The 24,853-nt window shown below is 65.7% G+C and carries 22 protein-coding genes, 1 pseudogene and 1 riboswitch; of the genes and pseudogenes, 11 read left to right on the top strand and 12 right to left on the bottom strand.

All coding sequences use genetic code 11. The features are described 5' to 3' along the window. Positions 1–241 precede the first annotated feature (241 nt). Positions 242–2,737: a PAS domain S-box protein gene (locus tag U4Y90_RS28170; RefSeq protein WP_321799564.1), complete on the top strand. Its 2,496-nt coding sequence runs from the start codon at positions 242–244 to the stop codon at positions 2,735–2,737. Here the strand turns inward: U4Y90_RS28170 and U4Y90_RS28165 are convergent. Continuing rightward, complete coding sequence (locus U4Y90_RS28165) at positions 2,679–4,634, bottom strand: CoA transferase (RefSeq protein WP_321799562.1); 1,956 nt, start codon at positions 4,632–4,634, stop codon at positions 2,679–2,681. The two genes, U4Y90_RS28170 and U4Y90_RS28165, sit on opposite strands and share 59 nt — an antisense overlap. Before the next feature lie 65 nt (positions 4,635–4,699). Between U4Y90_RS28165 and U4Y90_RS28160 the strand changes: the two genes are divergently transcribed. After that, positions 4,700–5,605, top strand: coding sequence for a LysR substrate-binding domain-containing protein (locus tag U4Y90_RS28160; RefSeq protein ID WP_321799560.1), 906 nt, complete (start codon positions 4,700–4,702; stop codon positions 5,603–5,605). On the opposite strand, the gene U4Y90_RS28155 is transcribed toward U4Y90_RS28160, so the two are convergent. Beyond that, positions 5,602–6,405, bottom strand: coding sequence for an enoyl-CoA hydratase/isomerase family protein (locus tag U4Y90_RS28155; RefSeq protein ID WP_321799559.1), 804 nt, complete (start codon positions 6,403–6,405; stop codon positions 5,602–5,604). The two genes, U4Y90_RS28160 and U4Y90_RS28155, sit on opposite strands and share 4 nt — an antisense overlap. Before the next feature lie 19 nt (positions 6,406–6,424). Further along, the gene (locus U4Y90_RS28150; protein ID WP_321799557.1) at positions 6,425–7,180 is read right to left on the bottom strand and encodes an SDR family NAD(P)-dependent oxidoreductase; all 756 of its coding nucleotides are present in this window, start codon (positions 7,178–7,180) and stop codon (positions 6,425–6,427) included. 191 nt (positions 7,181–7,371) lie between these two features. Between U4Y90_RS28150 and U4Y90_RS28145 the strand changes: the two genes are divergently transcribed. After that, positions 7,372–8,673, top strand: a complete 1,302-nt coding sequence (locus tag U4Y90_RS28145) for an MFS transporter (RefSeq protein ID WP_321799555.1) — start codon at positions 7,372–7,374, stop codon at positions 8,671–8,673. Positions 8,674–8,706: 33 nt separating this feature from the next. Then, complete coding sequence (locus tag U4Y90_RS28140) at positions 8,707–9,879, top strand: thiolase family protein (RefSeq protein ID WP_321799554.1); 1,173 nt, start codon at positions 8,707–8,709, stop codon at positions 9,877–9,879. On the opposite strand, the gene U4Y90_RS28135 is transcribed toward U4Y90_RS28140, so the two are convergent. Continuing rightward, positions 9,860–10,639: a DeoR/GlpR family DNA-binding transcription regulator gene (locus tag U4Y90_RS28135; RefSeq protein WP_321799553.1), complete on the bottom strand. Its 780-nt coding sequence runs from the start codon at positions 10,637–10,639 to the stop codon at positions 9,860–9,862. The genes U4Y90_RS28140 and U4Y90_RS28135 overlap by 20 nt on opposite strands. A gap of 266 nt (positions 10,640–10,905) precedes the next feature. Here U4Y90_RS28135 and U4Y90_RS28130 point away from each other — a divergent pair, with 266 nt between their 5' ends. From U4Y90_RS28130 to U4Y90_RS28115, 4 genes are all read left to right on the top strand, one after another. Continuing rightward, on the top strand, positions 10,906–11,904 hold the full coding sequence (locus U4Y90_RS28130; protein WP_321799552.1) for a 2-keto-3-deoxygluconate permease: 999 nt from the start codon (positions 10,906–10,908) through the stop codon (positions 11,902–11,904). Next, positions 11,901–13,154 carry a four-carbon acid sugar kinase family protein gene (locus U4Y90_RS28125; protein WP_321799550.1) on the top strand — a complete coding sequence of 418 codons (1,254 nt, stop codon included), beginning with the start codon at positions 11,901–11,903 and terminating at the stop codon, positions 13,152–13,154. The genes U4Y90_RS28130 and U4Y90_RS28125 overlap by 4 nt, the downstream gene beginning before the upstream one ends. A gap of 26 nt (positions 13,155–13,180) precedes the next feature. Further along, positions 13,181–14,182 (top strand): 4-hydroxythreonine-4-phosphate dehydrogenase PdxA, encoded by a 1,002-nt coding sequence (gene pdxA, locus U4Y90_RS28120; RefSeq protein WP_321799548.1) that lies wholly within the window; start codon positions 13,181–13,183, stop codon positions 14,180–14,182. A 64-nt stretch (positions 14,183–14,246) separates the two neighbouring features. Then, entirely contained in the window at positions 14,247–15,626 is a 1,380-nt protein-coding gene (locus U4Y90_RS28115; RefSeq protein WP_321799546.1) for a CoA transferase, read from the top strand. A 65-nt stretch (positions 15,627–15,691) separates the two neighbouring features. Here the strand turns inward: U4Y90_RS28115 and U4Y90_RS28110 are convergent, their stop codons facing one another. The 3 genes from U4Y90_RS28110 to U4Y90_RS28100 all read right to left on the bottom strand — a co-directional run bounded on the left by U4Y90_RS28110 (position 15,692) and on the right by U4Y90_RS28100 (position 17,978). Further along, on the bottom strand, positions 15,692–16,138 hold the full coding sequence (locus tag U4Y90_RS28110) for a hypothetical protein (protein WP_321799544.1): 447 nt from the start codon (positions 16,136–16,138) through the stop codon (positions 15,692–15,694). Positions 16,139–16,724: 586 nt separating this feature from the next. Further along, on the bottom strand, positions 16,725–17,348 hold the full coding sequence (locus U4Y90_RS28105; protein WP_321799543.1) for a LysE family translocator: 624 nt from the start codon (positions 17,346–17,348) through the stop codon (positions 16,725–16,727). A gap of 3 nt (positions 17,349–17,351) precedes the next feature. Further along, positions 17,352–17,978 (bottom strand): FMN-binding negative transcriptional regulator, encoded by a 627-nt coding sequence (locus tag U4Y90_RS28100; RefSeq protein ID WP_321799541.1) that lies wholly within the window; start codon positions 17,976–17,978, stop codon positions 17,352–17,354. An 85-nt stretch (positions 17,979–18,063) separates the two neighbouring features. Between U4Y90_RS28100 and U4Y90_RS28095 the strand changes: the two genes are divergently transcribed. Next, the gene (locus U4Y90_RS28095) at positions 18,064–19,521 is read left to right on the top strand and encodes a PLP-dependent aminotransferase family protein (protein WP_321799540.1); all 1,458 of its coding nucleotides are present in this window, start codon (positions 18,064–18,066) and stop codon (positions 19,519–19,521) included. Here the strand turns inward: U4Y90_RS28095 and U4Y90_RS28090 are convergent. Together U4Y90_RS28090 and alr are read right to left on the bottom strand one after the other, a co-directional pair. Further along, positions 19,518–20,546 carry a MerR family transcriptional regulator gene (locus tag U4Y90_RS28090; protein ID WP_321799539.1) on the bottom strand — a complete coding sequence of 343 codons (1,029 nt, stop codon included), beginning with the start codon at positions 20,544–20,546 and terminating at the stop codon, positions 19,518–19,520. The two genes, U4Y90_RS28095 and U4Y90_RS28090, sit on opposite strands and share 4 nt — an antisense overlap. A gap of 55 nt (positions 20,547–20,601) precedes the next feature. Further along, complete coding sequence (alr, locus tag U4Y90_RS28085) at positions 20,602–21,705, bottom strand: alanine racemase (protein WP_321799538.1); 1,104 nt, start codon at positions 21,703–21,705, stop codon at positions 20,602–20,604. Between the two features lie 175 nt (positions 21,706–21,880). On the opposite strand from alr, the gene U4Y90_RS28080 reads away from it, so the two are divergent. Next, positions 21,881–22,309: a DUF6632 domain-containing protein gene (locus U4Y90_RS28080; RefSeq protein ID WP_321799536.1), complete on the top strand. Its 429-nt coding sequence runs from the start codon at positions 21,881–21,883 to the stop codon at positions 22,307–22,309. Here the strand turns inward: U4Y90_RS28080 and mntP are convergent. Continuing rightward, entirely contained in the window at positions 22,275–22,844 is a 570-nt protein-coding gene (mntP, locus tag U4Y90_RS28075; RefSeq protein ID WP_321799534.1) for a manganese efflux pump MntP, read from the bottom strand. The genes U4Y90_RS28080 and mntP overlap by 35 nt on opposite strands. A gap of 9 nt (positions 22,845–22,853) precedes the next feature. After that, positions 22,854–23,023, bottom strand: a riboswitch (yybP-ykoY riboswitch). Positions 23,024–23,136: 113 nt separating this feature from the next. Here mntP and U4Y90_RS28070 point away from each other — a divergent pair. Beyond that, positions 23,137–23,583 (top strand): ester cyclase, encoded by a 447-nt coding sequence (locus U4Y90_RS28070; protein WP_321799533.1) that lies wholly within the window; start codon positions 23,137–23,139, stop codon positions 23,581–23,583. Here the strand turns inward: U4Y90_RS28070 and U4Y90_RS28065 are convergent. Together U4Y90_RS28065 and U4Y90_RS28060 are read right to left on the bottom strand one after the other, a co-directional pair. Further along, complete coding sequence (locus U4Y90_RS28065) at positions 23,580–24,065, bottom strand: hypothetical protein (RefSeq protein WP_321799531.1); 486 nt, start codon at positions 24,063–24,065, stop codon at positions 23,580–23,582. The genes U4Y90_RS28070 and U4Y90_RS28065 overlap by 4 nt on opposite strands. 76 nt (positions 24,066–24,141) lie before the next feature. Beyond that, positions 24,142–24,853: pseudogene (locus U4Y90_RS28060) on the bottom strand (pyrrolo-quinoline quinone); the annotation flags it as partial.

Here is a 24,853-nt window from a genome sequence, read left to right as displayed (position 1 = left end):
AATTCATACTCACTCGGTAAATCCCCGTGCCATCGGTTTGTCATTTATCGATGGCGCAAAATTTGCCGTCGATAATCCCGCCGCCCCGCCGTATGGGCGACAGGCGAAATCCACCTTCAAAATTCCCCCGAAAGAGCAAACCATTGCCGCTATATTATGTTTCAATCGAAGCGATTATCTGTCTTGCAAACCCCGATACCTCCGCGATTCACCATCGCGATCCATCGATTGGAAATGGCCTATGCGGACTCAATACGAGGCATCGACACCGGAAAATAAGATCAAGGCGGAACATAAGCGTCACGCGCATTTCCAGCGATGGTTCGCCACGTTCGCCAGCCTCGCCCATTCGCGGCTCCCGCTTGCCGCTTATCTGCAGAAAGTCACCGATACGCTGAAGGAAGTCGCGGGCGTCGCGTCCGCTGTCGTCGAATGGATCGAGGGCGACGAACTGGTCTATCGCGCGGCGAGCGGCGCGGCGGCGGCGCATATCGGCGTGCGGCTGCCGACGTCCGGCAGCCTGTCGGGCCTCTGCATCACGCGCCAGCAGGCGCTCATCTGCCGCGATTCGGCGACGGACCATCGCGTCGACCGCGCCGCGTGCGAGGCCGTCGGCGCCATCTCGATGGTCGTCGCGCCCGTCGTGCACGAGGGCCGCTCGGTCGCCGTGCTGAAGCTCATTTCCGGCGAGATCGATCATTTCGGGCAGTCCGACATCAGCATTCTCGATGCGTTTTGCGCCTGCATCGCGGAAACCATCGCGCGTGAGCAAATCGCGCAGGAAAATCGCAAGCTCCTGAAGGAAAACGCCAGCGTCGCCGCGGATCTTTCGATCGAGTCCTCGCTGCGCATCGAATACGAAAAGAGACTCGCCGATGCCATGCGCCGCCGTCAGACGGTGCTCGACAACGCGCACGTCGCGTTCGTGTCGATGGACGAGGCCGGCATGGTCGTCGACTGGAACGAGGCCGCGTGCACGCTCTTCGGCTGGAAGCAGTACGAGGTGACAGGCAAGGAGCTCGCGTCGTTCATCGTGCCGGAGCGCTTTCGCGATGCGCATCGCTCCGGCCTCACGCGCTATCTCGCGACCGGCGAGGCGCGCATGATCAACCGTCGCGTCGAACTGCCCGCGCTGCGCCGCGACGGCAACGAGTTCGCCGCCGAGTTGACGATCAGCGAAGTCTGGTACGAAGGCCAGCGCCAGTTCGCGTGCTTCGTGCACGACGTCACCGACCGGCACGTCGCCACCGAGGCGAACGAACGGCTGCGCCTGCTGATTAATTCGGTGAGCGATTACGCGATCTGCATGGTCGACCAGAACGGCTACGTGCGCTCCTGGAACGACGGCGCGCGCGCGATCTACGGCTTCACGGCGGCCGAGGCGATCGGCCGGCATTTCGCACTCTTCTACACCTCCGACGAGCACGGCCGCGACCGCCCCGGCGACGATCTCGCGCTCGCCGCGAAATGCGGCCGCATCGAGCACGAGGACTGGCACGTGCGCAAGGACGGCTCCGAGTTCTGGGCGCACATCATGCTGAGCGCGCTGCCGGGCGCCAACGGCGGCGAGCAGAGCTTCGTCAAGATCACGCGCGACATGACCGCGCGCCGGCGTCTCGAAGAACTGGAAGCGTCGAGCCGGCGCATGAACGAGTTTCTCGCGCTGCTCGGTCACGAATTGCGCAATCCGCTCGCGCCGATCCGCAACGCCGTGAGCATCCTCAAGCTGAAATCATCCGACGACGCCGATGTGATCCGCAGCCGTCAGATCGTCGACCGTCAGCTCGCGCATCTGACCAGGCTCGTCGACGATCTGCTCGAAGCCGGCCGCGTCAGCTCGGGCAAGATTCGCCTGACCACGAAGATCGTCGATATCGCCGATGTCGTGCATTTGAGCGTCGAGGCAAGCCAGCCGCTGTTCGATGAGCGCCGGCAACGCATCGACGTGAAGGACAGCGGCCAGTCGCTCTTCGTGAACGGCGATCCGACGCGCCTCGTGCAGGCGCTCAACAACCTGCTCAACAACGCGTCGAAGTTCAGCCCGCACGATTCGACGATCACGCTCGAAGTCGGCCCGCGCGGCGGCACGGTGATGGTTCGCGTGCTCGACGAGGGCCGCGGCATTTCTCCCGAAGCGCTCGGCACCGTGTTCGATCTGTTCGTGCAGGAGCATCCGCCGGGCGCGCATCCCGACGAGGGCGGCCTCGGCATCGGCCTCACGCTCGTGCGCGCGATCGCCGAGCTGCACGGCGGGCATGTCGAGGCGAAAAGCGCCGGCGCGGGGCAAGGCAGCGCGTTTTCGCTGTGGCTGCCGCTCGCCGAGCCGCCCGCGGGCGGCGCACCGGCTGGCGGGACGCCGTTCGCCGTCGCGAGCCGTCAGCTCGACGTGCTCGTCGTCGACGACAACCGCGATTCCGCGGACAGCATGACGCTGCTCGTCGACATGCTCGGTCACCGCGCGCGCGCCGCCTACGACGGACCGGACGCGCTCGATTCCTTCGCGGCGGCGCGGCCGCAAGTCGTGCTGCTCGATCTGTCGATGCCCGGCATGACCGGATTCGACGTGATCCGCCGCATGCGCGACGACGGCAAGCGGGTGATCGTCGCGGCGATGACCGGACTCGGCTCCGACGAGGACATCGCGCGCACGCGCGCCGCCGGTTTCGACGCGCATCTCGTCAAGCCGGTCGATCTTCCGGAACTGGAGCGCGTGCTGGCGCTGGCGGCGCGCGTCTGACGGGTTGCGGCGCACCCGGCACGGCGCGCACGCGAGCGGGCGTTTTCGTCAGGCGATACGGCACCTTCAGCACCGGCCAGAACACGCCGCTCGCGTCGCGCGCGGCGCTGAGCACGTCGGCGAGGAAGTCGCCGTCTTCCAGGAGTTCGTCGACGCGCATCACCGGCATGGCTTGCGCAATCTCCCTGGCCGCCGCCGCTTTCGGCCGCGTGATGCAGCGCGCGCGTTCGGCGTCGGAAATGTCGCCTTCGGCCCAGACATGGCCGTCGAGGCACGCGAGCGCCTGTCCGCGCGATGCGCCGTTGCCCGCCGCGAACAGCGCGCACCACGCGGCGACGTCCTGCATCGAAATTTCGACGAACGTGCCCGCTCGTTCCGTCGACGACGCGAGCCGCGCGGCGATCGCGAAAAGCGCGGCCTGTCCGCCGAGGATGTCCGCGGCCGATGCGCCGATCTTCACCGGCACGCCATCGCTCTTCGTCAGGTCCATGAGTCCGCTCATCGCCTGAATGACGGTGTCGAACGCGGGCCGCGACGGATACGCCGACGCGATGCCGAAGCCCGATATCGAGCAATAGACGAGGCGCGGATTGATCGCGCCGAGCGTCTCGCGCGTGAAGCCGAGCTTCGCGAGCGCGCCGGGGCGCAGGTTCTCGACGAGCACATCGGCGTCTTCGAGCAGCGTGCGCAGCGCGGCGCGATCGGCGTCATGCTTGAGATCGAGCGCGAGCGTTTCCTTGTCCGTGTTGTTGAGCGCGAAGAAGTAGCTCGTGCCGCCCTGCCCCGGCATCCACGAACGCGCGACCTCGCCATCGGGCGGTTCGATTTTCACGACCTGCGCGCCCAACGCCGCGAGATGTTTGCCGACGAGCGGCGCCGTCGTGTACTGCCCGATCTCGATCACCCTGACGCCCGCGAGCGGCGCCGCGTCATCGTCGCAGGGGCGCGATTCCGGCGGTGTGACGGCACACGCTTCGCTCAGCGCCGACGTCTGGAAAATCGAAACCTGCCGGTACGTGTCTGCGTCGATGCCGCGCGTTTGGATCGCTTGCGCCGCTTGCGGATGACGCATGCGGAAGTTCGGCTCGTCCGGCAAATCGTCGATGCCGACGATCGGCCCCGCCGCCACGCCGATGCGCTCGCAGATGCGCGTGCAGTCGTCCGTGACGAGCGTCGCCGTCCAGGTTTCGATGAGCGCGTCGAGTTCATCGGCATGACGCACGCGCTCGGCGAGCGTCGCGAAACGGGCGTCGTCGAGTTGCGGCACGCGCGCTTCCTGCCGGAGCTTGCGCCATTGCTCCTCGGTGCTCGTGCAGATCAGAATCCAGCCGTCGCGCGTGCGATAGGCGTTCCACGGCGCGCATGCCGGATGGCGATTGCCCACGCGCCCGGCAGTGCGCCGCGCGAACGCCGCCGGAAGGAATGTCGTGAGCGCGCTCGCGGCGCAGCCCGTCAGCGTGACGTCGATGTTCTGCACGATCCCGCGCAGGCGCTTCACGCGCACCGCCGACGCGATCGCCGCCGCCGCATACAGCGCCGCCGATATCTCCGCGAACGCAATGCCGATGCGCACCGGCGCGCCGTGCGCGAAGCCGGTCGTGTCCATGAGGCCGCTCATCGCCTGAATCTGCGCGTCGGTCCAGGGCCGGCCCGCGCGCGAGTCTTGCGGACCGGTCGCGGTGATATCGCACACGATGTGCGCGCCCGATGCCTTCCATCGCGCGATGGCGGCCGCATCGCTCCCATCGCCCATATCCGACGACGCGACGATCACGTCGTATTCCGACACGTCCGTCGCGGCGCGGGCGACATTCGCGCCCGCCCGTTCGAGCAGCGTCGCGCACAGCTTCACCGCATCGCGCGCGCCGCAGGCCAGTACCCGCAAACCGTTCAGCATGATCGTCTCCTTCCTTCGTATCTCCACCGCTGGCGCGCCTGCGCCCGCGTTGCTACCATCGTTCGATGCGAACCCTTCCGTCACTCAATGCGCTGCGCGCCTTCGAAGTCGTCGGGCGTCTGCTCAGCATCCAGCTCGCCGCCGACGAGCTGAACGTCACGCCCGCCGCCGTCAGCCGGCAGATCAAGCTGCTCGAAGACCAGCTCGGCCTGCTGCTCTTCGAGCGCGGGCATCGCGCGATCACCTTGACGCCGATGGGCTCGCGCTATCTCGCCGACGTCATTCGCAGCTTCGACACGCTGCGCACCGCGACCGTCAATCTCACCGAGGCGCGCCGCCGCCGCACGCTGAAAATCCGCGCCTACACGACGTTCTCGATGAACTGGCTGCTGCCGCGTCTCTCGACGTTTCATCGCGACCATCCGGACATCGAGGTGAGCCTGACCACGTCGCTGCAACCGGTCGACTTCAACGCCGAAGACGTCGATGCGGCGATCCGCCTCTCGCACGCGCCTTCGTCCGATCTCGGCTTCGATCGTCTCGTGCCCAACGAGCTCGTGCCGGTATGCAGCCCGGCGTTTCTCGCCGCGCATCCCGATCTCGACGATGCGACGCCCGAAGCCCTGCGCAACGTGCCGCTGCTGCATTCGCTCGCGCGCCGCGAAGACTGGGCGAAGTGGCTCGACGCGGCGAACGTTCGAGGCGTGAATCCGCTCGGCGGCCTCTCCTACGAAAGCTCGATCCTCGCGTACTTCGCGGCGACGCAAGGGCACGGCATCGCGATCGCGCAGCGCGTGCTCGTCGCGGACCAGTTGCGCGCGGGCACGCTCGTCATGCCGTTTTCCTTCGTGCTCGATCTCGGCGCGTTCACGTACTACCTGATCTATCCGCCCGCGCATCTGTCCAGTCCGGAGTTCGCCGCGTTCCGCACGTGGCTGCTTTCCACGGGCGAAGAAAGCGCGTCCGCTTAACGTCCGCTGTACACGGGCTTGCGCTTCTCCGCGAACGCCTTGCGCCCTTCCACGCGATCTTCCGATTCGCGCATCGCGCCCCACGCGAGTTCGGTGAATTCGAGCGCCTGCGCGAGCGGCACGTTCGCGCTCGTCTCGATCACCTTCTTGATCATCTGCACCGCGAGCGGCCCGTTCGATGCGATCGTGCGCGCGAGGGCGAGCGCATCGTCCATCAACGCTTCCGGTTCCGCGATATCCGATATCAGCCCGATGCGATGCGCATAGTCCGCCTCGATCCTGCAGCCGGTGAGAAGCATCTTCATCGCGATGGCCGATGGCACCGCACGCTGCAACGCCTGAATGCCGCATACGGCGGGAATGCTCGCGACGACCGCTTCGGGCAAGCCGAAGACCGCGTTCCTCGACGCGATGCGGACATCGCATTGCAGCGCGAGTTCGAGTCCGCCGCCGAGGCAATAGCCGTTGATCGCGCCGATGACCGGCTTGAAGATGCGCAACGAACTCAGCTCCATCAGCCGCACATAGATGCCTTCCGCGCCCGCGCGATCGATCGACTTCACGAACGACGATCCGAACGAGGTCGACGGCGGCAACGTGCGTTTCAGATCCGCGCCGACGCAGAAGGACTTCTCGCCCGCGCCGGTGACGACGATCACGCGCACGTCGTCGTCGTCGCGTGCTTCGGCGAGACGCGCGCGCAGTTCGACGAGCGTGTCGATATCGAGCGCGTTGAGCGCTTCCGGCCGATCGAGCGTCACGACGGCGATGTGATCGGACACGCTGTAGCGAATGTTCATGATGGGCTCCCGTCTTCGCTCACACGCTCGGCGACGCGAGCGAGCGTCCCCCGCACACATAGAGCGTCTGCCCGGTGATGTACGACGCCTCGCGCCGCGCAAAGAAGCGCACCGCTTCCGCGATATCCTCCGGCGTGCCGATGCGTTGCGCCGGCACCGACTGCTTCAGCTGCTCCTGAAGCTCGATATCGAATGCCTGAAAGAGCGGCGTATCGACGATGCCGGGCGCGACCGCGTTCACGGTCACGCCGTCCTTCGCCCATTCGAGCGCGAGACTGCGCGTGAGACTCACGACGCCGCCCTTCGCCGCCGAGTAGTTCGCCTGCCCCGCGCCGCCGAGCCACGCGCGCGACGAGATATTCACGATGCGCCCGTACTTCGCCGCGCTCATGTGCGCGAGCACCGCGCGGCAGCACAGAAACTGCGACTTCAGATTCACGTCGATGACGGCGTCCCAGTCGTCGTCGCTCATGCGCGTGATGCGCTTGTCGCGCACGATGCCCGCGTTGTTCACGAGCACGTCGATACGCCCGAAGCGTTCGATGACGGCATCGACCGCTTGATTCACCGATTCGCTTTTCGTTACGTCGACGGGCAGCGCGACGACCTCCGCGCCCGCCGAGGCGAGACGTGTCGCGGCGTCGTCGAGCGCCGTGCGATCGAGATCGAAGAGCGCGATGCACTTGCCGTCGCGTGCGAGCCCTCGCGCGATGCCGAAGCCGATGCCCTTCGCGCCGCCGGTCACGATCGCGACTTCTTTCGATGAAGCATTCATTGCTGTCTCCTTGAACGAATGCCTCGATGCTAGGAGTCTCGTCGAGCGGGCTCAAACGACTTTTTCTGCGGTGTCGATTGACTTCTTCTCAATCCAGAAAAACTCAATCGACACCGCAAAAAATGTCGTTTGAGCGCGCGAAAAGCCGAACCTACGATGCGTCCATCACATACCCACACGGAGACGACATCATGGACACCACGCTTCCGAACGTCGCGGCGCCCGCCACGACACCGCTCACCCGAACGCAGAAAAAAGCGATCGTCGCGGCGACGCTCGGCACCATCGTCGAGTTCACGGACTGGATCATTTACGCGACGTTCGCGTCGCTGTTCTCGCGGCAATTCTTTCCGGCGAACAACGCCAGCATTGCGCTGCTCGCGACCTTCGCGGTGTTCGCGGTCGGCTTCGTGATGCGGCCCATCGGCGGCGCGCTGCTCGGCGCCTATGCGGACCGTCACGGCCGCAAGAACGGCCTCGCGTTGTCGGTTGCGTTGATGGCGGGCAGCTCGCTCGTCATCGCGGCGTGTCCGGGCTATGCGTCGATCGGCGTCGCGGCGCCGCTCGTGCTCGTCGCCGCGCGGCTCGTGCAGGGCTTCGCGGCGGGCGGCGAGTTCGGCTCGGCATCGACGTTCCTGATGGAATCGGCGTCACCTTCACGACGCGGCTTCGCGGGGTCGTGGCAGCACTTCGCGGTGAACGCGGGCGTGCTCGTGGCGGCATCGATCGGCGCGCTGCTCACGTCGATGATCGATGCGCCCGCGATGGCCGCGTGGGGCTGGCGCGTCGCGTTCGCGATCGCGGGGCTGATGGGCTTCGTCGCGCTGTGGTTTCGTCTCGCGGTGGCCGAAACGGAGGCGTTCAGGCGCAGCGCATCGGCCCGGCAGCATGCTCGGCATCCGTTCGTCACCATCGTGCGCGAGCATCGGCGCGCGGCGCTGCGCGTGATCGGCATCGCGATGGCGGGCAATCTGTGCGTCTATCTGTGGCTCGTGATGTTTCCGACGCTCGCGCACATGCGCGGCCTGCCGCTGCGCGATGCGTTCAGCGCGAGCGTCGTGTCGATCGTCGCGTCGCTGGTCGCGATTCCGCTGCTCGGCATGCTCTCGGATCGCATCGGACGCAAGCCGGTATTGATCGCGTTCGCCGCCGGCTCCGCGTTGTTCGCGTATCCCGCGCTGCACTTTCTCACGAACGACTACTGGAGCGCGACGCTCATCGTCACGATCGGCATGCTGCTGTCGTCGGGATTCGCCGCGACCTGCGCCACCGTGATGGCCGAGCAGTTTCCCGCCCATGTCCGGGCGACCGGGGTCGCGCTGCCGTATGCGCTGTCGGCGGCGCTCTTCGGCGGCACGCTGCCGACCATCGTCACCGCGATGAACACCGCCGGACGCTCGCAATACCTCTGGATCTATGTGGCCGTCGTGTGCGCGGCGGGCTGCATCGTCTATGCGCGCATGCCGGAAACGCGCGGCAAGACGCTCGACTAAGACTTCCCTTTAATTGATGCAATGGAGACGACCATGCGCAAAGTAGTCATCGGCGGCGTCGGCATGACGCCATTCGGCAAGTTTCTCGAACGCAATCTGAAGTCGCTCGCGGAGGAAGCGGTGTCGCTCGCGTTGAAGGACGCGCACGTCACCGTCGACGACGTGGACCGCGTGTTCTTCGGCAATGCGGCGGCGGGCGTCGTGACGGGACAGGAGATGATTCGCGCGCAATCGTCGCTGCGTCATACCGGACTCGACGGCAAGCCGATGTTCAACGTCGAGAACGCCTGCGCGTCCGGCAGCTCGGCGCTGAACCTCGCGTGTCTAGCGGTGGCCTCGGGGCAGGCGGAGACGGCGCTCGTCGTCGGCGTCGAAAAGCTGTCGCACGAGGACAAGGCGGTATCGTTCGGCGCGTTCGCGAAGGCCGTCGATCTCGAAGAGCCGCTGCCTGAAGGCGTGACGACCGGAACCGGGTCGCTCTTCATGGACCTGTACGCCGCGAAGGCGCGCAAGTGGATGGCGCAGACCGGCGCCGAAGCGAGCGATTTCGCGCGCGTCGTCGTGAAGAGCCGTCATGCGGGCACGCTCAATCCGCACGCGCAATTCCGCAAGGAAACGAGCATCGAGGAAGTGCTGACGAGCCGCATGGTCAGCGACCCGCTGACGCTCTTCATGTGCTCGTCGATCGGCGACGGCGGCGCGGCCGTGTTCGTCTGCTCCGAGGCTTTCGCGGCGAAGCACGACATTCGTCCGGTGTACGTGCGCGCGAGCTCGATCGTGTCCGCGAAAGCCGATGGCTCCGGCGAGCTCGTCGCCGTGCGCGCGGCGCGCGAAGCGTATGAGGAAGCGGGCATCGGACCGGAGGACGTGCACGTCGTCGAACTCCACGACGCGTCCGCGCCGGCCGAGCTCATCCACTACGAGAATCTCGGCCTGTGCGCGCCCGGCGATGCGCCGAAGCTGATCCGTTCCGGCGATACGGGCATCGGCGGAAGGATTTCGGTGAACCCGAGCGGCGGCCTGCTCTCGCGCGGGCATCCGGTCGGCGCGACAGGCGTCGCGCAGATCGTCGAACTGACGCAGCAGTTGCGCGGCCGGGCGGGCGGGCGGCAACGGCCCGGCGCGAAGGTCGCGCTCGCGGAAAACAACGGCGGCCAGCTCGCGGGCGATTCCGCCGTCGCCCTGGTCACGATTCTTTCGACCTGAACTCCGCGCACTCCACCGTCACATTCCCCCGCTCCTCGAAGCGCGCGAGCACCGGCGCTTCGGCCAATGCATCGGTGACGAGCGTCCAGTCGCGCTCCAGCGGCGTCCAGTGCTGCTGGTTCGCGCGCTCCAGCTTGTTCGACGTGACCAGCACGAACACGCCCGCCGCCTGTCCGATGATGCATTCCTTCAGAAACGCCTGCTCCGCCGTCGCCTCGCACAGCCCGCGGCCCGCGACGACGCCGTCCGCGCCGAGAAACGCCTGGTCGAAGGTGACGCGCGTGAGCGCCACCTGCGCGATGGGTCCGAGCGTGCTCATGCTCGAAGGCCGCACGTCGCCGCCGATCAGCGTCACGCGCACATCCGCCGACGCAAGCAGATTCACCGCGAGCAGGTTGTTCGTCACGACGTGAATCGCCGTGCGCCCGGCGAGGCAGCGCGCGAGCGCGGCGGTCGTCGTGCCGCCGTCCAGAAAAATCGTGTCGCCGTCCTGCACGTGACGCGCCGCCGCGCGCGCGATCGCTTCCTTCTGTTCGCGAAAGCTCTCGCGCCGCGTATCGAGCGATTCTTCCGGCTCGTGCATGCCCACCGATGCGGCGCCGCCATACGTGCGCACGATGCGCCGCTCGCCGGCGAGCGCGCGCAGATCGCGACGCACCGTCGCCTCCGACATGCCGAAGTGCTCGCACAGCGCGGCGACATCGTTCATGCCGGACAGTACGGCCTTCAGCATGGCCTCGCGGCGTTTCTCGACTTTCATCCTGTTCCTTGCGTTCTTTTGCGGTTCTGACGGCGACGCACAGTGTAGCGAAGCGGCCGGGTCCGTCGAATGCTCGCGACCTGTTCTGACCGCCATCATGCCCTTTTGATCGATTCAGTCATTCGAACAGGCAAAATGATCGCCATCGATCAGCGTAAACACCAATATCGACCGATTTGCGCAAAACTGGTGTGCAGACTACACTCCGATTTGATCGATTCAATCAATTTGTGAGCGAATCGGACAGAAACCACTCTGGAGACACCATGGCTCAGATTCACATCAAGCGCGCCGTCGAGCGCGTCCCCGGCGGGATGATGATCGTCCCGCTGCTGATCGGCTCGCTGATCGCGACGTTCGCGCCGGACACGCCGAAGTTCTTCGGCTCCTTCACGAACGCGCTTTTCACCGGTGCGCTGCCGATTCTCGCGGTGTTCTATGTGTGCATGGGCGCGAGCATCGACGTGAAGGCGACGCCGTATCTGCTCAAGAAAGGCGGCGCGCTGTTCGCGACGAAGGTCGGCACGGCGATCGTCGCGGGCGTGGTGCTCGGCCATTTTCTCGGCGAGCAGCCGATCAGCTCGGGCCTGTTCGCCGGCATCTCGACACTTGCCGTCGTCGCCGCGATGAACGACACCAACGGCGGCCTCTACATGGCGCTGATGGGCCAGTACGGCCGCTCTGAAGATGTCGGCGCCTACACGATCATGTCGCTCGAATCCGGCCCGTTCCTGACGATGGTCACGCTCGGCGTCGCGGGCTTGTCGGCGTTTCCGTGGCCGACGCTCGTCGGCAGCATTTTGCCGCTCGCCGTCGGCATGTTGCTCGGCAATCTCGACCGCGAGATGCGGGAGTTCCTCGGCCGCGCGGTGCCGGTGATGATCCCGTTCTTCGCGCTGGCGCTCGGCGCGAGCCTCGATCTGCACAAGGTCTGGCAAGCCGGCTTGCTGGGCATCGGCCTGGGGCTGGCGGTCGTCATCGTGACGGGCATTCCGCTCTATTTCGCGGATCGCCTGACGGGCGGCACGGGCGTCGCGGGCGCGGCGGCGGCGAATACCGCGGGTAACGCGGCGGCCGTTCCGGCGCTGATCGCGGCGGCGAATCCGGTGTATGCCGAAGCGGCCAAGACGGCGACGCTGCTCGTCGCGGCGTGCGTCGTGGTGACGGCGATCGTGTCGCCGATCCTGACGGCATCGATCGCGAAGCGCGTGAATGCGCGTCACGATGCGCGTTCGTCCGCGAAGGCGCGGGAGGTCACGCAATGAAGAGCCTGCTGATCGTCGCCGACGATCTGTCGGGCGCCGCCGATTGCGCGATCGCGTTCGCGGCGGCGGGCCGCAGGACGGTCGTGTCGCTCGACGCGGGCGCATCGGTTGCGAACGCGACCGTCGTCGCCGCCGACACCGACACGCGCCGCCTCGCGCCCGCCGACGCGGCAAAGCGCACGGCCGACGTGTGGCAATCGCTGCGCGCGCCCGGACGGCGTCTCTACAAGAAGATCGATTCGACCTTGCGCGGCAACTGGAGCGCCGAAGTCGCGGCGTTGACGCGGCTCGCGGGACCGGCGATCGTCACGCCCGCGTTTCCCGCGACGGGCCGCACCGTGCGCGATGGCCGCGTGTTCGTGCGCGGCGTGCCGCTCGAAGACACCGAAACGTGGCAACTCGAAAACGCCGGCCAGCATGCCGGATTGCGCGAGATGCTCGATGCGGTCGGCCTGCGCGTCGCGCACGTTCCGCTCGAAGCGTTTTGCGCGGCGCCCCTGGACGTCGCCGCGATGATCGCGTCGGCGGCGGCGTCGGGCAATGGCATCGACGCGATCATCGTCGATGCCGAAACCAGCGACGATCTTGCCGCGCTCGCCCACGTGAGCGCACGGGTCGACGAGCCGTTCTTCTGGGTCGGCTCGGGCGGACTCGCGCGCGAACTGGCCGCGCTGCCCGAGCTCTTCGATGCCGATGCTTCCATGCAAGCGCCACGCGCGATCGATCCGGCGCAAGGTCCGATCCTCGCGCTCGTCGGCAGCCTCTCCGCGATCTCCGAGCGCCAATGCGCGATGCTCCGCACCGAAGCGGGCGTGGCCGAAATGATCGTGCCGCCCGCCGTGTTGCGCGACGGCGCGCGTCATCCGCAGTGGCAGACGTGGACAGAGCGCATCGGCGACGCGGTGCGCCGCAAGGAAGATGCGATCGTGCGCATCGGCCGCGACGACGCGTTCGATCCCGCCGAAGGCGCGCTGCTGTCGGGCGCGCTCGCCGCGCTCGTCGCGCCGCATTTCGACCGGCTCGGCGGGCTGATCGCGACGGGCGGCGAAACGGCGCGCGCGATGCTCGCCGCCGCGAAAGTCGGCAGCCTCGAACTCGTGCGTGAGATCGAAGCGGGCGTCGCGCTCGGGCGGCCATCGAACGGCGCTGGCCCGTCGATCGTCACGAAAGCCGGCGCGTTCGGCAGCGAGCACGCGCTGCTCGGCGCCTACCTGCATTTGCGCGTCGCGGATATTCCCGTCGCGCGTTGAAACAAGACACCACCAGACGAATCATCATGAGCAACTATCTCCCCGTAATCGGCATCACGATGGGCGACGCAAGCGGCGTCGGTCCGGAAATCGTCGTCAAGAGCCTCGCGCACGATGCGGTCTATCGGCAGTGCCGTCCGCTCGTGATCGGCGATGCGCGCCGTCTCGAACGCGCGAACGAAATCGTCGGCGGCAAGGCGATCGTGCGCCGCATCGAGGACGCGAGCGAAGCGCGCTATGAACCCGGCGTGATCGAATGCATCGACCTCGGCCTGATTCCCGACGACCTGCCCTTCGGCGAGCTGTCCGCCGTCGCGGGCGATGCGGCTTACCGGTACATCGCGCGCGCCGTGGAACTGGCGCAGGCGAATCAGATCGACGCGATCTGCACCGCGCCGCTCAACAAGGAAGCGCTGCACGCGGGCGGCCACAAGTTTCCCGGCCACACGGAAATGCTCGCGCATCTGACGGGCGTCGACGAAGTCTCGATGATGCTCGTCGCCCCGCAATTGCGCGTGATTCACGTGACGACGCACATCGGCATCATCGATGCGATCCGCAAGATCGAGCCCGGTCTCGTGCAACGCACGATCGAGCGCGGCAACGCGACGCTCGTGAAGGCGGGCATCGCGAAGCCGCGCATCGGCGTGTGCGGCATCAATCCGCACGCGGGCGAAAACGGCCTGTTCGGCTACGGCGAGGAAGAGGAAAAGATCATTCCCGCCGTGAAGGTTCTGCAGGAACGCGGTCTCGACGTGACCGGCCCGCTGCCCGCCGATACGCTGTTCTATCGCGCGGGACGCGGCGACTTCGATCTCGTGGTCGCGATGTATCACGATCAGGGACATGGCCCGGTGAAGGTGCTCGGTCTCGAAGCGGGCGTGAACGTGACGGTCGGGCTCGATGTGATCCGCACGTCGGTCGATCACGGCACGGCGTTCGATATCGCGGGCAAGGGCATCGCCGACGAAGGCAGCATGCTCGAAGCGCTGCGTCAGGGCGCGGAACTGGCGACGCGGCGTCACTGAAAGCGCGTTTTTCCGGTCGGCGCGACAATGAGTGCTTCATACGAAGCACGTGCGCCGACCGATCATGACTTCTTCTCTCGAAACGCTGCATGACATCTGGCGCATCGCCGGCCTGCCGGACGATGCGCTTTCTTTCATCGACCTTCCCGGCCGCGATCCGGTTTTTCCTTCCAGTTTCGCTGTCGGCACGGCGGCTCAGGCGAGCATCGGCGCGGCGGCGCTCGCGGCGTGCGAGCTCGGCGCCCTGCGCGGCGCGGGGCGGCAGCGCGTGTCCATCGACATGACGCATGCGGCCGTCGAATGCACCGGAGCTTTCACTGTCGATGGCAAGGAGCCGGAGACGTGGGGACGCTTCTCCGGTCTCTATCGATGCGCCGATGGCTATGTGCGCATTCATGCGAACTTCGAGCATCATCAGGATGGCGCGCTGCGTCTGCTCGGGCTCGATCCGCGCAGCGCGACGCGCGAGGATGCCGAACGCGCGCTGCTTTCATGGCGCGGCAGCGATTACGAGAACGCGGCGGCTGAGCGCGGTCTCGTCGTCACGATGCTGCGCACGTTCGACGAGTGGGATGCGACATCGCAGGCGCGCGCCATCGCCGCGCAGCCGTTGATGACGATCACGCGCATCGGCGATGCACCGCCTCTTTCCCTGCCTTCCTTGTCGGTGGACGCGAGGCCGCTCGACGGCCTGCGGGTGCTCGATTTCACGCGCATTCTCGCGGGGCCGGTCGGCGGGCGCGCGCTTGCCGCGTTCGGCGCCGATGTGATGCTCGTGAACGGGCCGCATCTGCCGAATATTCCGGCGATCGCGGACACGAGCCGCGGGAAACGCTCGGCGCTGCTCGATCTTCGCTCGCCCTCGGACCGCGACGCGCTCTGGCGTCTGATCGATGACGCGCATGTGTTTGCGCAGGGTTATCGGCCGGGCGGGATCGCGTCGCTGGGATTCGGGCCGGAAGCGGTGGCACGGCGTCGGCCCGGCATCGTCTATACGTCGTTGACCGCGTATGGCGCCGATGGTCCATGGGCCGACCGGCGCGGCTTCGATTCGCTCGTGCAGACCGCGATGGGCTTCAACGCGGCCGAAGGCGACGCGGCGGGCGCTGGCAAGCCGCGTCCGTTGCCGATGCAGATGCTCGATATGGCGAGCGGCTTCCTGATGGCGTTCGGCGCGGTGGCCGCGCTGTGGAAACAGCAGCGCGAAGGCGGAAGCTGGCATGTCGAGGTTTCGCTCGCGCAGACGGGACATTGGTTGCGGGGGCTCGGGCGTGTGGATGGCGCGTTCGAGATCGCAAAGCCGGATCTCGCGCCGTATGTCGAGCGGGTTGAATCGGGGTTCGGCGAGTTGGTCGCGGTGCGGCCGAGCGCGCAGTTGGCGCGAACGCCGGCGGGTTATGCGCGGGAATCGGCGCCGCCGGGGACGTCGGCGGCGCGGTGGTGATGACGCAGTATGTCTGTCGAAATGTGAATAGCTGTTGCTGAAACCTTCCGGCCCGCGCCAGATTGCTAATCCGTCTTCACTGACGGCGCTCGCAGTCTCAGATAAACCGCCGACGCAACATAGAAAACGAAGAGCAGAAGATCGATAACCATGGTCAGGTAGGCCATGAAACGAATCGCAACGCTCGCCAACGTGGAGCCGATCGATCTTTCCAGATAATCGACAAAGAGAAGCATGCCCACCCCTACAGCCATCCCGATCATGAATATGATCAGTCCGGCCAGAAGCATTCCCGCGAATGACGCGATTCCAACATGTATGGGCACCGCCTGTGCGGTCGGTGCAGTTGCCTCCGCCTTCGTGACGTCCTGAGTCCGGCACACGGTTACCTTCGCTTTGGAAGACGTACCAACTTTCCAGTGCCAAACCACTGCTGACAAGGGGATCAGCAATGCCGACAACCCCACGGAGTCTGCAGACCCTCCATGCGGCATTCCTGACGAACGTTCCATATTTGGCCCCTATTTCTTGAGCTGACGCGAAGTCTTGACGACTAGTATCACAAGATCCAGCAACAGCAGAAAGTTCTCGCCGACTTTAAGCATGCAGTAGACGGAAGCATCTCCGACTAACGCAATGAACTCGCGTAACGACGGAGCGAAGACCAGTGTACGCCAGGCGACTCCATCGATTAACCCAAAATGCACGAGAATGTGAGTGAACCCGTGCAAGATCAATGCCCCGAGGGCAGTAAGAACGAATTCAGCGCTTCCGACGACCGTATGAACCAGTGCGTGCCAGATGTCACTGAATTGCATGAGGATGCGAGGCTTGCGCGCAGGCGGGGTACGACCGGCATCAGACGATCCGTCCCCATGTTTCTTTTCATCGGACGAATTTTTGCCTGTGGCCGTGCTTGCACTCGAGTGCGGCCTTTTTTCTTTCGGCCCTGACAAATCGTCTGACATAGGCCAACCCATTCGGGATGCTGGTTCGGGCCATTGTAAGCGCGTTGCGGATTGAGTCAGCAGATATTCGTTTAATCACAGGCACCTGCTGCGTTCGTCGGATCACTCAGGAAGACCGGCGACGATCCCGCTAAACCGCACCCACCCGACGTGCAAACGCCAGATACCCGCCCAATCCCAGCATGACCACACCCGACGTGCGCGTGAGCATCCTCGCGCGCGCGGCACGCGCGGCGCCGGATTCGAGCAGACGCGAAGCAGCGAGTACCGCGCCCACATCGACGAGCGTATTCAGCGTCACGCAAATGCTCCCGAGCATCGCCAGTTGCGGGATCAGCGACTGTCCCGGCGCAACGAACTGCGGAAGAAACGCGAGAAAAAACAGCGCCGTCTTGACGTTGAGCGCTTCCACCAGAATGCCTTCGCGAAACGCGCGCCGCGCGCCGTGCGATGCGACCCGCCCGACAGCAAGGGCTTCGTCCTTGCGCAACAGCAGCCGGATTCCCAGATAAACCAGATAAGCGGCACCGATATATTTCACGACGCTGAAGAGCATTGCCGAGCGCGCGATCAGCAAGGACAGCCCGAGCGCCGCGGCAGCCACGTGGAACAGGCCGCCCACCGCAGTCCCGAGACAGGAGGCCATGCCTTCGGACCGCCCTCCGGCGACCGTGCGCGCGACCACATAAGCGATGCCCGGTCCGGGCGTAATGGCGAGCATGATCGCCGTGGCGAGAAACGCGATGAAGGACACGGGTCAGCTTCCCGCCCGCGACATCGCCTGAGCGAGTGCCTGCTGCCCGCGCGCATCCAGCGTATCGGCGGCGCCGATGCGATCGCGCGTCTCCTTGTTCTGGCTCAGCTTCGACTTGCCCACGATCGACGTCACGGCAATCTCGATGCCCACGATATTGCGCAACATGCCGTCGATGAAACCGGCCTCCGAATCGCCCATCTTCCACGGCTTCGGCTCGCTCGCCTCATGCCGTCGCGTCAGCCGCGCGACCAGACCGCGCACGAACGGCTCGTCGTCGCGCACGGTGAGCACGCCATGCGCATGCACGACTTCGTAGTTCCACGTCGGCACCTGCCGGTGCGTCTCGTGCTTGCTCGGATACCAGTTCGGCGAGATATAGCCCTCGGCGCCGCGAAAAACGACCATGACAGGCGTGCCGGTCGGACAACGCTGCCAGATATCGTTGGCGCGCGCGACGTGAGCCGTCAGCAGGCCGTGCTCGCCCTGCGCCGGGTCGAATTCGAACGGAATGTGATTCGCGTCAAGACCGGCGTCGTCACGCGTCACGAGGATGCCCAGCGGATACTCGCGAATGATCCGTTGCAACGCTTCGGGGCGCGTCTCGGCGAAGTGCGGCGGAATATACATCGTGATGTCTCGGCGAAAGGTAACGGACTGCGTCACTATCGCGCGAAACAGGCACAATAAGAAGATCCAGTTTCGATCGATTTACATGGTCCAGTCGAACGACACCATCGGCACGGGACGCCGGATCTACGATCTCCTGCGCGGCCAGATCGCCGACGGCACGCTGCCCCCGGGCGCCCCCGCGCCATCGACGCGCGCACTGGCGGCTGACCTGGGCGTGTCGCGCACCACGGTCACGGCGGCCTACGAACAGCTCGCGGCCGAGGGCTTTCTCGTGACCTCCGCGGGACGCGTCGCGCGCGTCGCCACGCCGCCGATGCCCCTCGCACCGCCCAATCCGGTCCGCCCCGAACGCACTGCACCCGCGCTTTCGGCGTACGGCCGCCGTATGTCGACGCTGCCCGTGCCGGCTCTCGCCCGGCCGAAGGACGGCAGCGTCGATTTCCTGTACGGCGCGGTGTCCGCGCGCGACTTCCCGTCGTTGCTCTGGAAGCGCGCGTATCAGGCCGAATTGCTGCACCAACCGGAGAGCCTTTACTACGTCGCGCCCGAAGGCGATGCCTCGCTGCGCCGCGCGCTGCAGGCGTATCTGGGCCGCGCGCGCGGACTCGTCTGCGACAGCGAGCAGATCGTCGTGGTGAACGGCACGCAGCAGGCGCTCGATCTGTGCGCGCGCGTGCTGCTCGATCCCGGCGACGCCTTCGCGTTCGAAGATCCCGGCTATCTGATCGCGCGCCACTGCCTCGAAGCGTCGGGCGGCGTGCCGCTGCCCGTTCCCGTCGACGAACATGGTCTCGATACGCGGCGTCTGCCCGGGGATGCCCGTGCGCGTCTCGCGTACGTGACGCCATCGCATCAGTTTCCGCTCGGCGGCGTATTGCCGATCGGACGCCGGCTCGAATTGCTCGACTGGGCGCAACGGCACGATGCGTGGATCATCGAAGATGACTACGACGGCGAGTTCCGTTACGGCCAGCGTCCGATCGATGCATTGCAATCGATCGATTCGAATGGCCGCGTGATCTACATCGGCACGTTTTCGAAGGCGCTCTCGCCGCATCTTCGGCTGGGCTACATGATCCTGCCGCACGATCTCGTGGCTGCGTTCCGTCAGGCCAAACGGCTCGCCGATCGTCATTCGGCGGTCATCGATCAACGAGTGCTCGCCTCGCTGGTCGAGAGCGGCGCGTACGAGCGTCATGTGCGCCGCGTGCGCCGGGAATACGAACGGCGTCGCGCGGCATTGCTCGATGCGATCGCGGAGCTTCTGCCCGAGCGTGCACGGGTGACCGGCACGGCGGCCGGACTGCATGTCGCGCTGTGGCTGCCGTTCGTCGATTCGACTGATGAAGCCGCGCTCGTCGCCGCCGCGCATGCAGCGGGCGTGGGCGTCTATCCGGTGTCGCCGCTCCATGTCGCGCCTTGCGTTTCGTCGCACATCCGGCCGGCCGGGCTCATCCTCGGCTACGCGAGCGTGCCGGTCGAAGAGATTCGCAAAGGCATTCGAATTCTCGCCGGCGTGATCGCGCGTGCGGGACGCTAGACAGCGCTTTCGAGACGCCTCATCGCGTCGCGCATGAAGTCGAGCAGCGCCTCGTTCGTCCAGGAGCCTTTGGTCAGTTCCGGCTCGTTCTGCAGCGCGTGGCGAATCTTCGCGTGCGTTCGCGGATCGTCGCCGGCGTAGCTGCGAAAGAGCGACATCCAGCGTCGCGCCAGTTCCCGCGCGCGCGGCGAATCGGGCGTCGCGCCTTCGTCGATCGCGTCGCGCACATCGGCCATCAGCTCGGGCCACTCCATCGCGCGCTTTCCGTAGTTCTCGCGCAAAAAGCGAAACTCCGCGGGCGACAGATAGCGCTCGTAGATCGCGATCTTCGTCGCCGAGAAAGCGCGGATCACGTAATCCCGCAATTCAGGCGAAATGCCGATGCTCGCCTGCATCGAAGGCTCGTTGTCGTGCATGCGGTTCAGCTTCGCGAGCAGGCGCGGATCGTCGTTGGTGTCGCGGGCGAGCAGCGTCATCCAGCGGTCGGCGAGCACACGCGAACGCGCGTCGTCGGGCGGCACGCCTGCGTCCATCAGCGCGCGCACATCGGCGACGAGCTCCGTCCATTCCGAGGTCTGCGTCTGCGTTTTGCGGTACATCGGCATGCGGTCGAGTTCTTCTTGCGAGAAGTAGCGGTCGAACATCGTCATCAACTCCAGCGTGTTGAGCCAGTCGGCCAGCTCCGGATCCTTGCCGTCGATCAGCATGCCGCGCAAATCCTGCAGACGGCCGCGCAGACGCACCGCCTTCTCGATCTGCCGATCGAGCATGACGATCTGCCGCGCGATGAGTTCGGCGAGAGGCGTATCGGGCTGGGAAAGATAAGCGCCGATGTCGGCAAGCGAAAGGCCGAAGCCGCGCAGCGCCTGGATGCGATGCAGCCGGGCGATGTCGTCGCGGTTGTACAGCCGGTAGCCGTTATCGGCGCGCGCCGAAGGCGTGAGCAGACCGATGGCGTCGTAGTGATGCAGCGTGCGGACGGTGAGTCCGCTCTTCTTCGCCAGTTCTCCCACTTTCAACAGCATGCGAGCCTCCGTTCAGTGCGCACGATGGAGGCTAGAACCTTACGCTACGTGAGGGTCAAGCGGAATGCGCGTGCGCCTCGCTCGACACGCCGGCATCGACGCTCACCGGCACGCGCCGCGCGAGCGCGCACATGAGTTCGTAGCCGATCGTGCCGGACGGCTCGGCCACTTCGTCCACCCTGATCCGCTCGCCCCACAATTCGACCGCCGAACCGATGCCCGCCGCCGGGCACGGCGTGAGATCGACGGTGAGCATGTCCATCGACACGCGTCCGACGATGCGCGTGCGTACGCCGTCGACCATCACGGGCGTGCCCGTCGGCGCATGACGCGGATAGCCGTCCGCATAGCCGCATGCGACCACGCCGATCTTCATCGCGCGATCGGCGGTGAAGGTGCGGCCATAGCCGATCGTCTCGTTCGGCTCGAGCGTCTGCACGCCGATGATGCGGCTTTCGAGCGTCATCGCCGCGCGCAATGGAAAGCCTTCGATGTGCCGCGCGCAGCCCGTCGGCGACGCGCCGTAGAGGATCGTGCCGGGACGCACCCAGTCGCGATGCGCGCGCGGATGCCACAGCACCGCCGCGGAATTCGACAGCGAGCGCGTGCCGGGAAAATCGCGCGTGGCGGCGTCGAATTCGTCGATCTGCCAGTCGATTGCGCCGTCGTCGGCGTTCGCGAAATGGCTCATCAAACCGATCGAGCCGATGGCCTCGATGGCCGACGCGCGCTCCCACGCCGCCGCATACTCGCCCGGCCGATATCCGAGCCGGTTCATGCCCGAGTTCATCTTCAACTGGATGTCGATGCGCTCGTCGGGCCGCGCCGCTTTCAGCAACGCGAGTTGCTCGTCGCAATGAACCGTGACCGTCAGCCGATGCCGATCCGCCGTCGCGACGTCCGCCGGTTCGAAGATGCCTTCGAGCAAGAGAATCGGCTTCTTCCACCCGAGTTCGCGCACGCGCACCGCTTCGTCGAGATCGAGCAGCGCGATGCCGTCGGCATCCGCGAGCGCCGGGTAGATGCGCTCGATGCCGTGACCATACGCATTCGCCTTGATCACGGACCACACGCGCGAGGACGGCGCCGCACGTTTGACGAGCTGAAGATTCTGGCGAATGGCATCGAGATGAATCCGCGCGGAAATTGGACGTGGCATGACGTGCTGAGTTTGGAGTTAAAGACAGTGGATTGACGCATCGTATCGGCCAAATGACAGTGTTTGTTATTTTATTTCTTAAAGTTTTTGGTCGAAACACCTGCGTCGATCAGTGACCATCGGCAAGCGCTTCGCTGTATCGTGTCGCTCATGCCGCGCCGCCGAGGAGCCCGCCATGAACGACGTCCGCCGTCTCGCCTGTTTGCGCATCGTGCTCGTGATCGTCGGGCTGATCGCGCTCTTCGCGCTCTATCCGCTGATGCTGCTCTGGCCTTCGGGATGGGCGTGGGAATCGGGCCACGAAGGCCACTCTGAGTATGGGCTGATGATTGCCGGCATCTACGCGACGCTCGGCGTGTTTCTGCTGATCGCGTCGCGCGAGCCGATGAAGCATCTGAGCCTCATCTGGTTCACGGTGTGGTCGAGCATCGTGCACGGCGCGATCATGGCCGTGCAATCGTTCGGCGGCGCGGGACATCTCGGCCATCTGACGGGCGATGTTCCCGCGCTCTTCATCGTCGCCGCCGCGCTCGCGATCTTTACGCCGCGCGGTGACAAGGCGCGCCTGCTCAGCTCAGATAGCCGAGATGCTCGGCCAGAATGACGCTGCCGACGGCGATAAGAATCAGCCCGCCGACGATTTCCGCGCGCTTGCCGATCGTCGCGCCGACGAGCCGGCCGACCATCACGCCGATCGTCACCATCAGCATGGTCGCGAAGCCGATGGTCGCGGCCGTCGAAAAGATATCGACATCGATGAACGCGAGGCCCGCGCCGACCGCCATCGCGTCGATGCTGGTCGCGAAGCCGGTGAGCGCGAGCACCCAGAACGAATGCGAGTTCGGCTTTTCCTCTTCGTGGCTCGCGCTGCCGAAGCCTTCGCGGATCATGCGCGCGCCGAGCAGGAACAAAAGGCCGAACGCGATCCAGTGATCCCACGCGGTCACGTACTGCGCGGCGGCCCTGCCGAGCGCCCAGCCGACGAGCGGAGTCAACGCCTCGATCACGCCGAAGATCAGGCCGGTCTTGAGCGCTTCCGCGATGCGCGGCTTGTGCAGGGTCGCGCCCTTGCCGACGGCGGCGGCGAACGCGTCGGTGGACATGGCGAAGGCTAGAAAAATCGTGGAAGCGAGGTTCATCGAGTAGCGCTCTGGTCGGGCAAGATGGAACGACAGAACGCGCGCCCGACCGGTCGCGAATTCTGTCGATGGTCTTGCCAACCTGTGATGGTTGCCCATGCCACGGCCTGAACGACCGAGCATGTTGACATGGGCGCTTTCCCGGGCGGAAAAGCCGGCTACTCCCCAGCGAAGAAACGTGAGCTTAACACGGCCGCGCGAGCGTCCAGCGTCGAGCAGGCCGGTTGAGGTACAGTGAGTGCGCATTGCCGCCGTTCCCCTCTCATGCAGACAGCGCAGTGAAGGAGGCACCATGCAGGCAGGTCAACCGACGCGATCGGCCGCGCGCGAAGCGGTCGAGCGTCTCTATCGCGCGTTCTCCACCAAGGACGTCGCGCTCTTGCGGCAGGCCGTCACGCCCGACTGGCAGTACATTCCCGAGCCGCCCGGACAGAAGCCGGGGCCGGACCAGATGATCCCGATCTTCGAAGATCTCGCCACCGCGCTGCCCGACATGCGCATCGAGATACTCGACTTGCTGGTGCAGGACGATCGCGTCGGCGTGCGCGCGGAAGTGAGCGGCACGCAGTCCGGGCCGCTGCTCGGCATCGCCGCGACGAAGAAGCCGATCCGCTTCGCGATCCATTCGTTTCACGAACTGCGCGACGGCCTCGTATCGAAGACCTGGCATCTGGAGGACTGGCTGAGCGTGTTCCGGCAACTCGACGCAGTGCCGCCCGGCGCGAATCCGCCGGTCTAGCCGCGTCGCGCTCGCGTCTTCGCGCCCGGTGACGTGTTCGCGCGCAGCACGTGCTCGACGCACAATCCGACGAGCGTCGCGTCCAGCCGCTCCAGCGCGCGCGCCGCATCGCGCAACGCCGGCACATCGGTGCCGAAGGAATCGAAGAAGAGCCATTCGCGCTGCCGCGCCGCCACGCGTGCTTCCTGCACGGCCGCGCTCAACTCGCGCATGCGCCCGAATCCCGCCGAACGCGCCTTTTTCTCCAGCATGCCGACGAGCGCCTCGAGCGTCTGCGGCGCACTACGCGCGACGTTCACCCGTCTGTCGTCGAAAAGCGAAAGAAAACGCAGCACGCTGCCCTGCAACCGGCGATGCGCATCGACGAGATCGCGTATCGATTCGGCCCGATCGTGATCGCGCGCCGCGTTCACGGTGATGATGGTCGCGCCGTAGCCGCTGTCGGCCAGTTCGCGGCCGGGTGCGTCGAGGGATGTCAGCATGGTGCCCGGAAAACAGAGTGCGCTCGCTATATATTTGCAAATATAACGCATCCCGATTGCGGTGCGTAATCCCGGTCTATTTCGACAACAATCCGAACACGGCGACGCCGTTCTTCGTGCCGACATACACCTTGCCGTTCGCGATCATCGGCGTGATGAACTTGTTGCCCTGGCCGAACTGGTCGCGCGTCCCGGCATCGTTGCTGCTGTAGAGCTGGCGGCCGAGATTGGTCGCGTCGTAAGCGCGCAGCGCGCCGGTCGTGCCGTTCTCCGCCGCCCAAAGGATGCCGTTCGACGTGCCGTTCGCGGAAATGCCCGGCGTCGCGCCCGGAAAGGCGAAGGCATTCGATGTCTGGCTCGCCGACGTGCCCGAAAGCAGCGCGTTGCTGACCGGGAACGCTCTGATGCTGTCGTTGACCGCGCCGAAATAAACCGTGTTGTTGAAATAGGCCGGCGCGCCGAACATCGGTCCCCGTATCTGCCCGACGAGTTCCTGATAAATGTGGTCCGCGTTTGAATCGAACTTGCCCATCGAGAAGCGGTTCACGACATAGATCGTCGAGTTCTTGCCCGCGCCGATCGCGAGATGCCGGACCGCGCCGTTCGCGTCGGCGAAATCTGGCAGCACCATCGCGCCGCCCGAGCCGAGATCCTCGTCGATGTTCGATTCCTGCACCGTGTTCGACGGCTGGAAATAGTCCTGCACGCTGAGCGGCGACGTGTTGAGCCTGAGAAAGCCATTGCCGAAGTTGCCGTTGATCGGCATTTCCTGTGCGTTTTGCGTCGGA

Origin of the sequence: Caballeronia sp. J97, assembly GCF_905220305.1 — a bacterium.
GTDB lineage: Bacteria > Pseudomonadota > Gammaproteobacteria > Burkholderiales > Burkholderiaceae > Caballeronia.
Note: the sequence above shows the minus strand (reverse complement) of the source record. Positions and strands in the feature narration are given on the sequence as shown.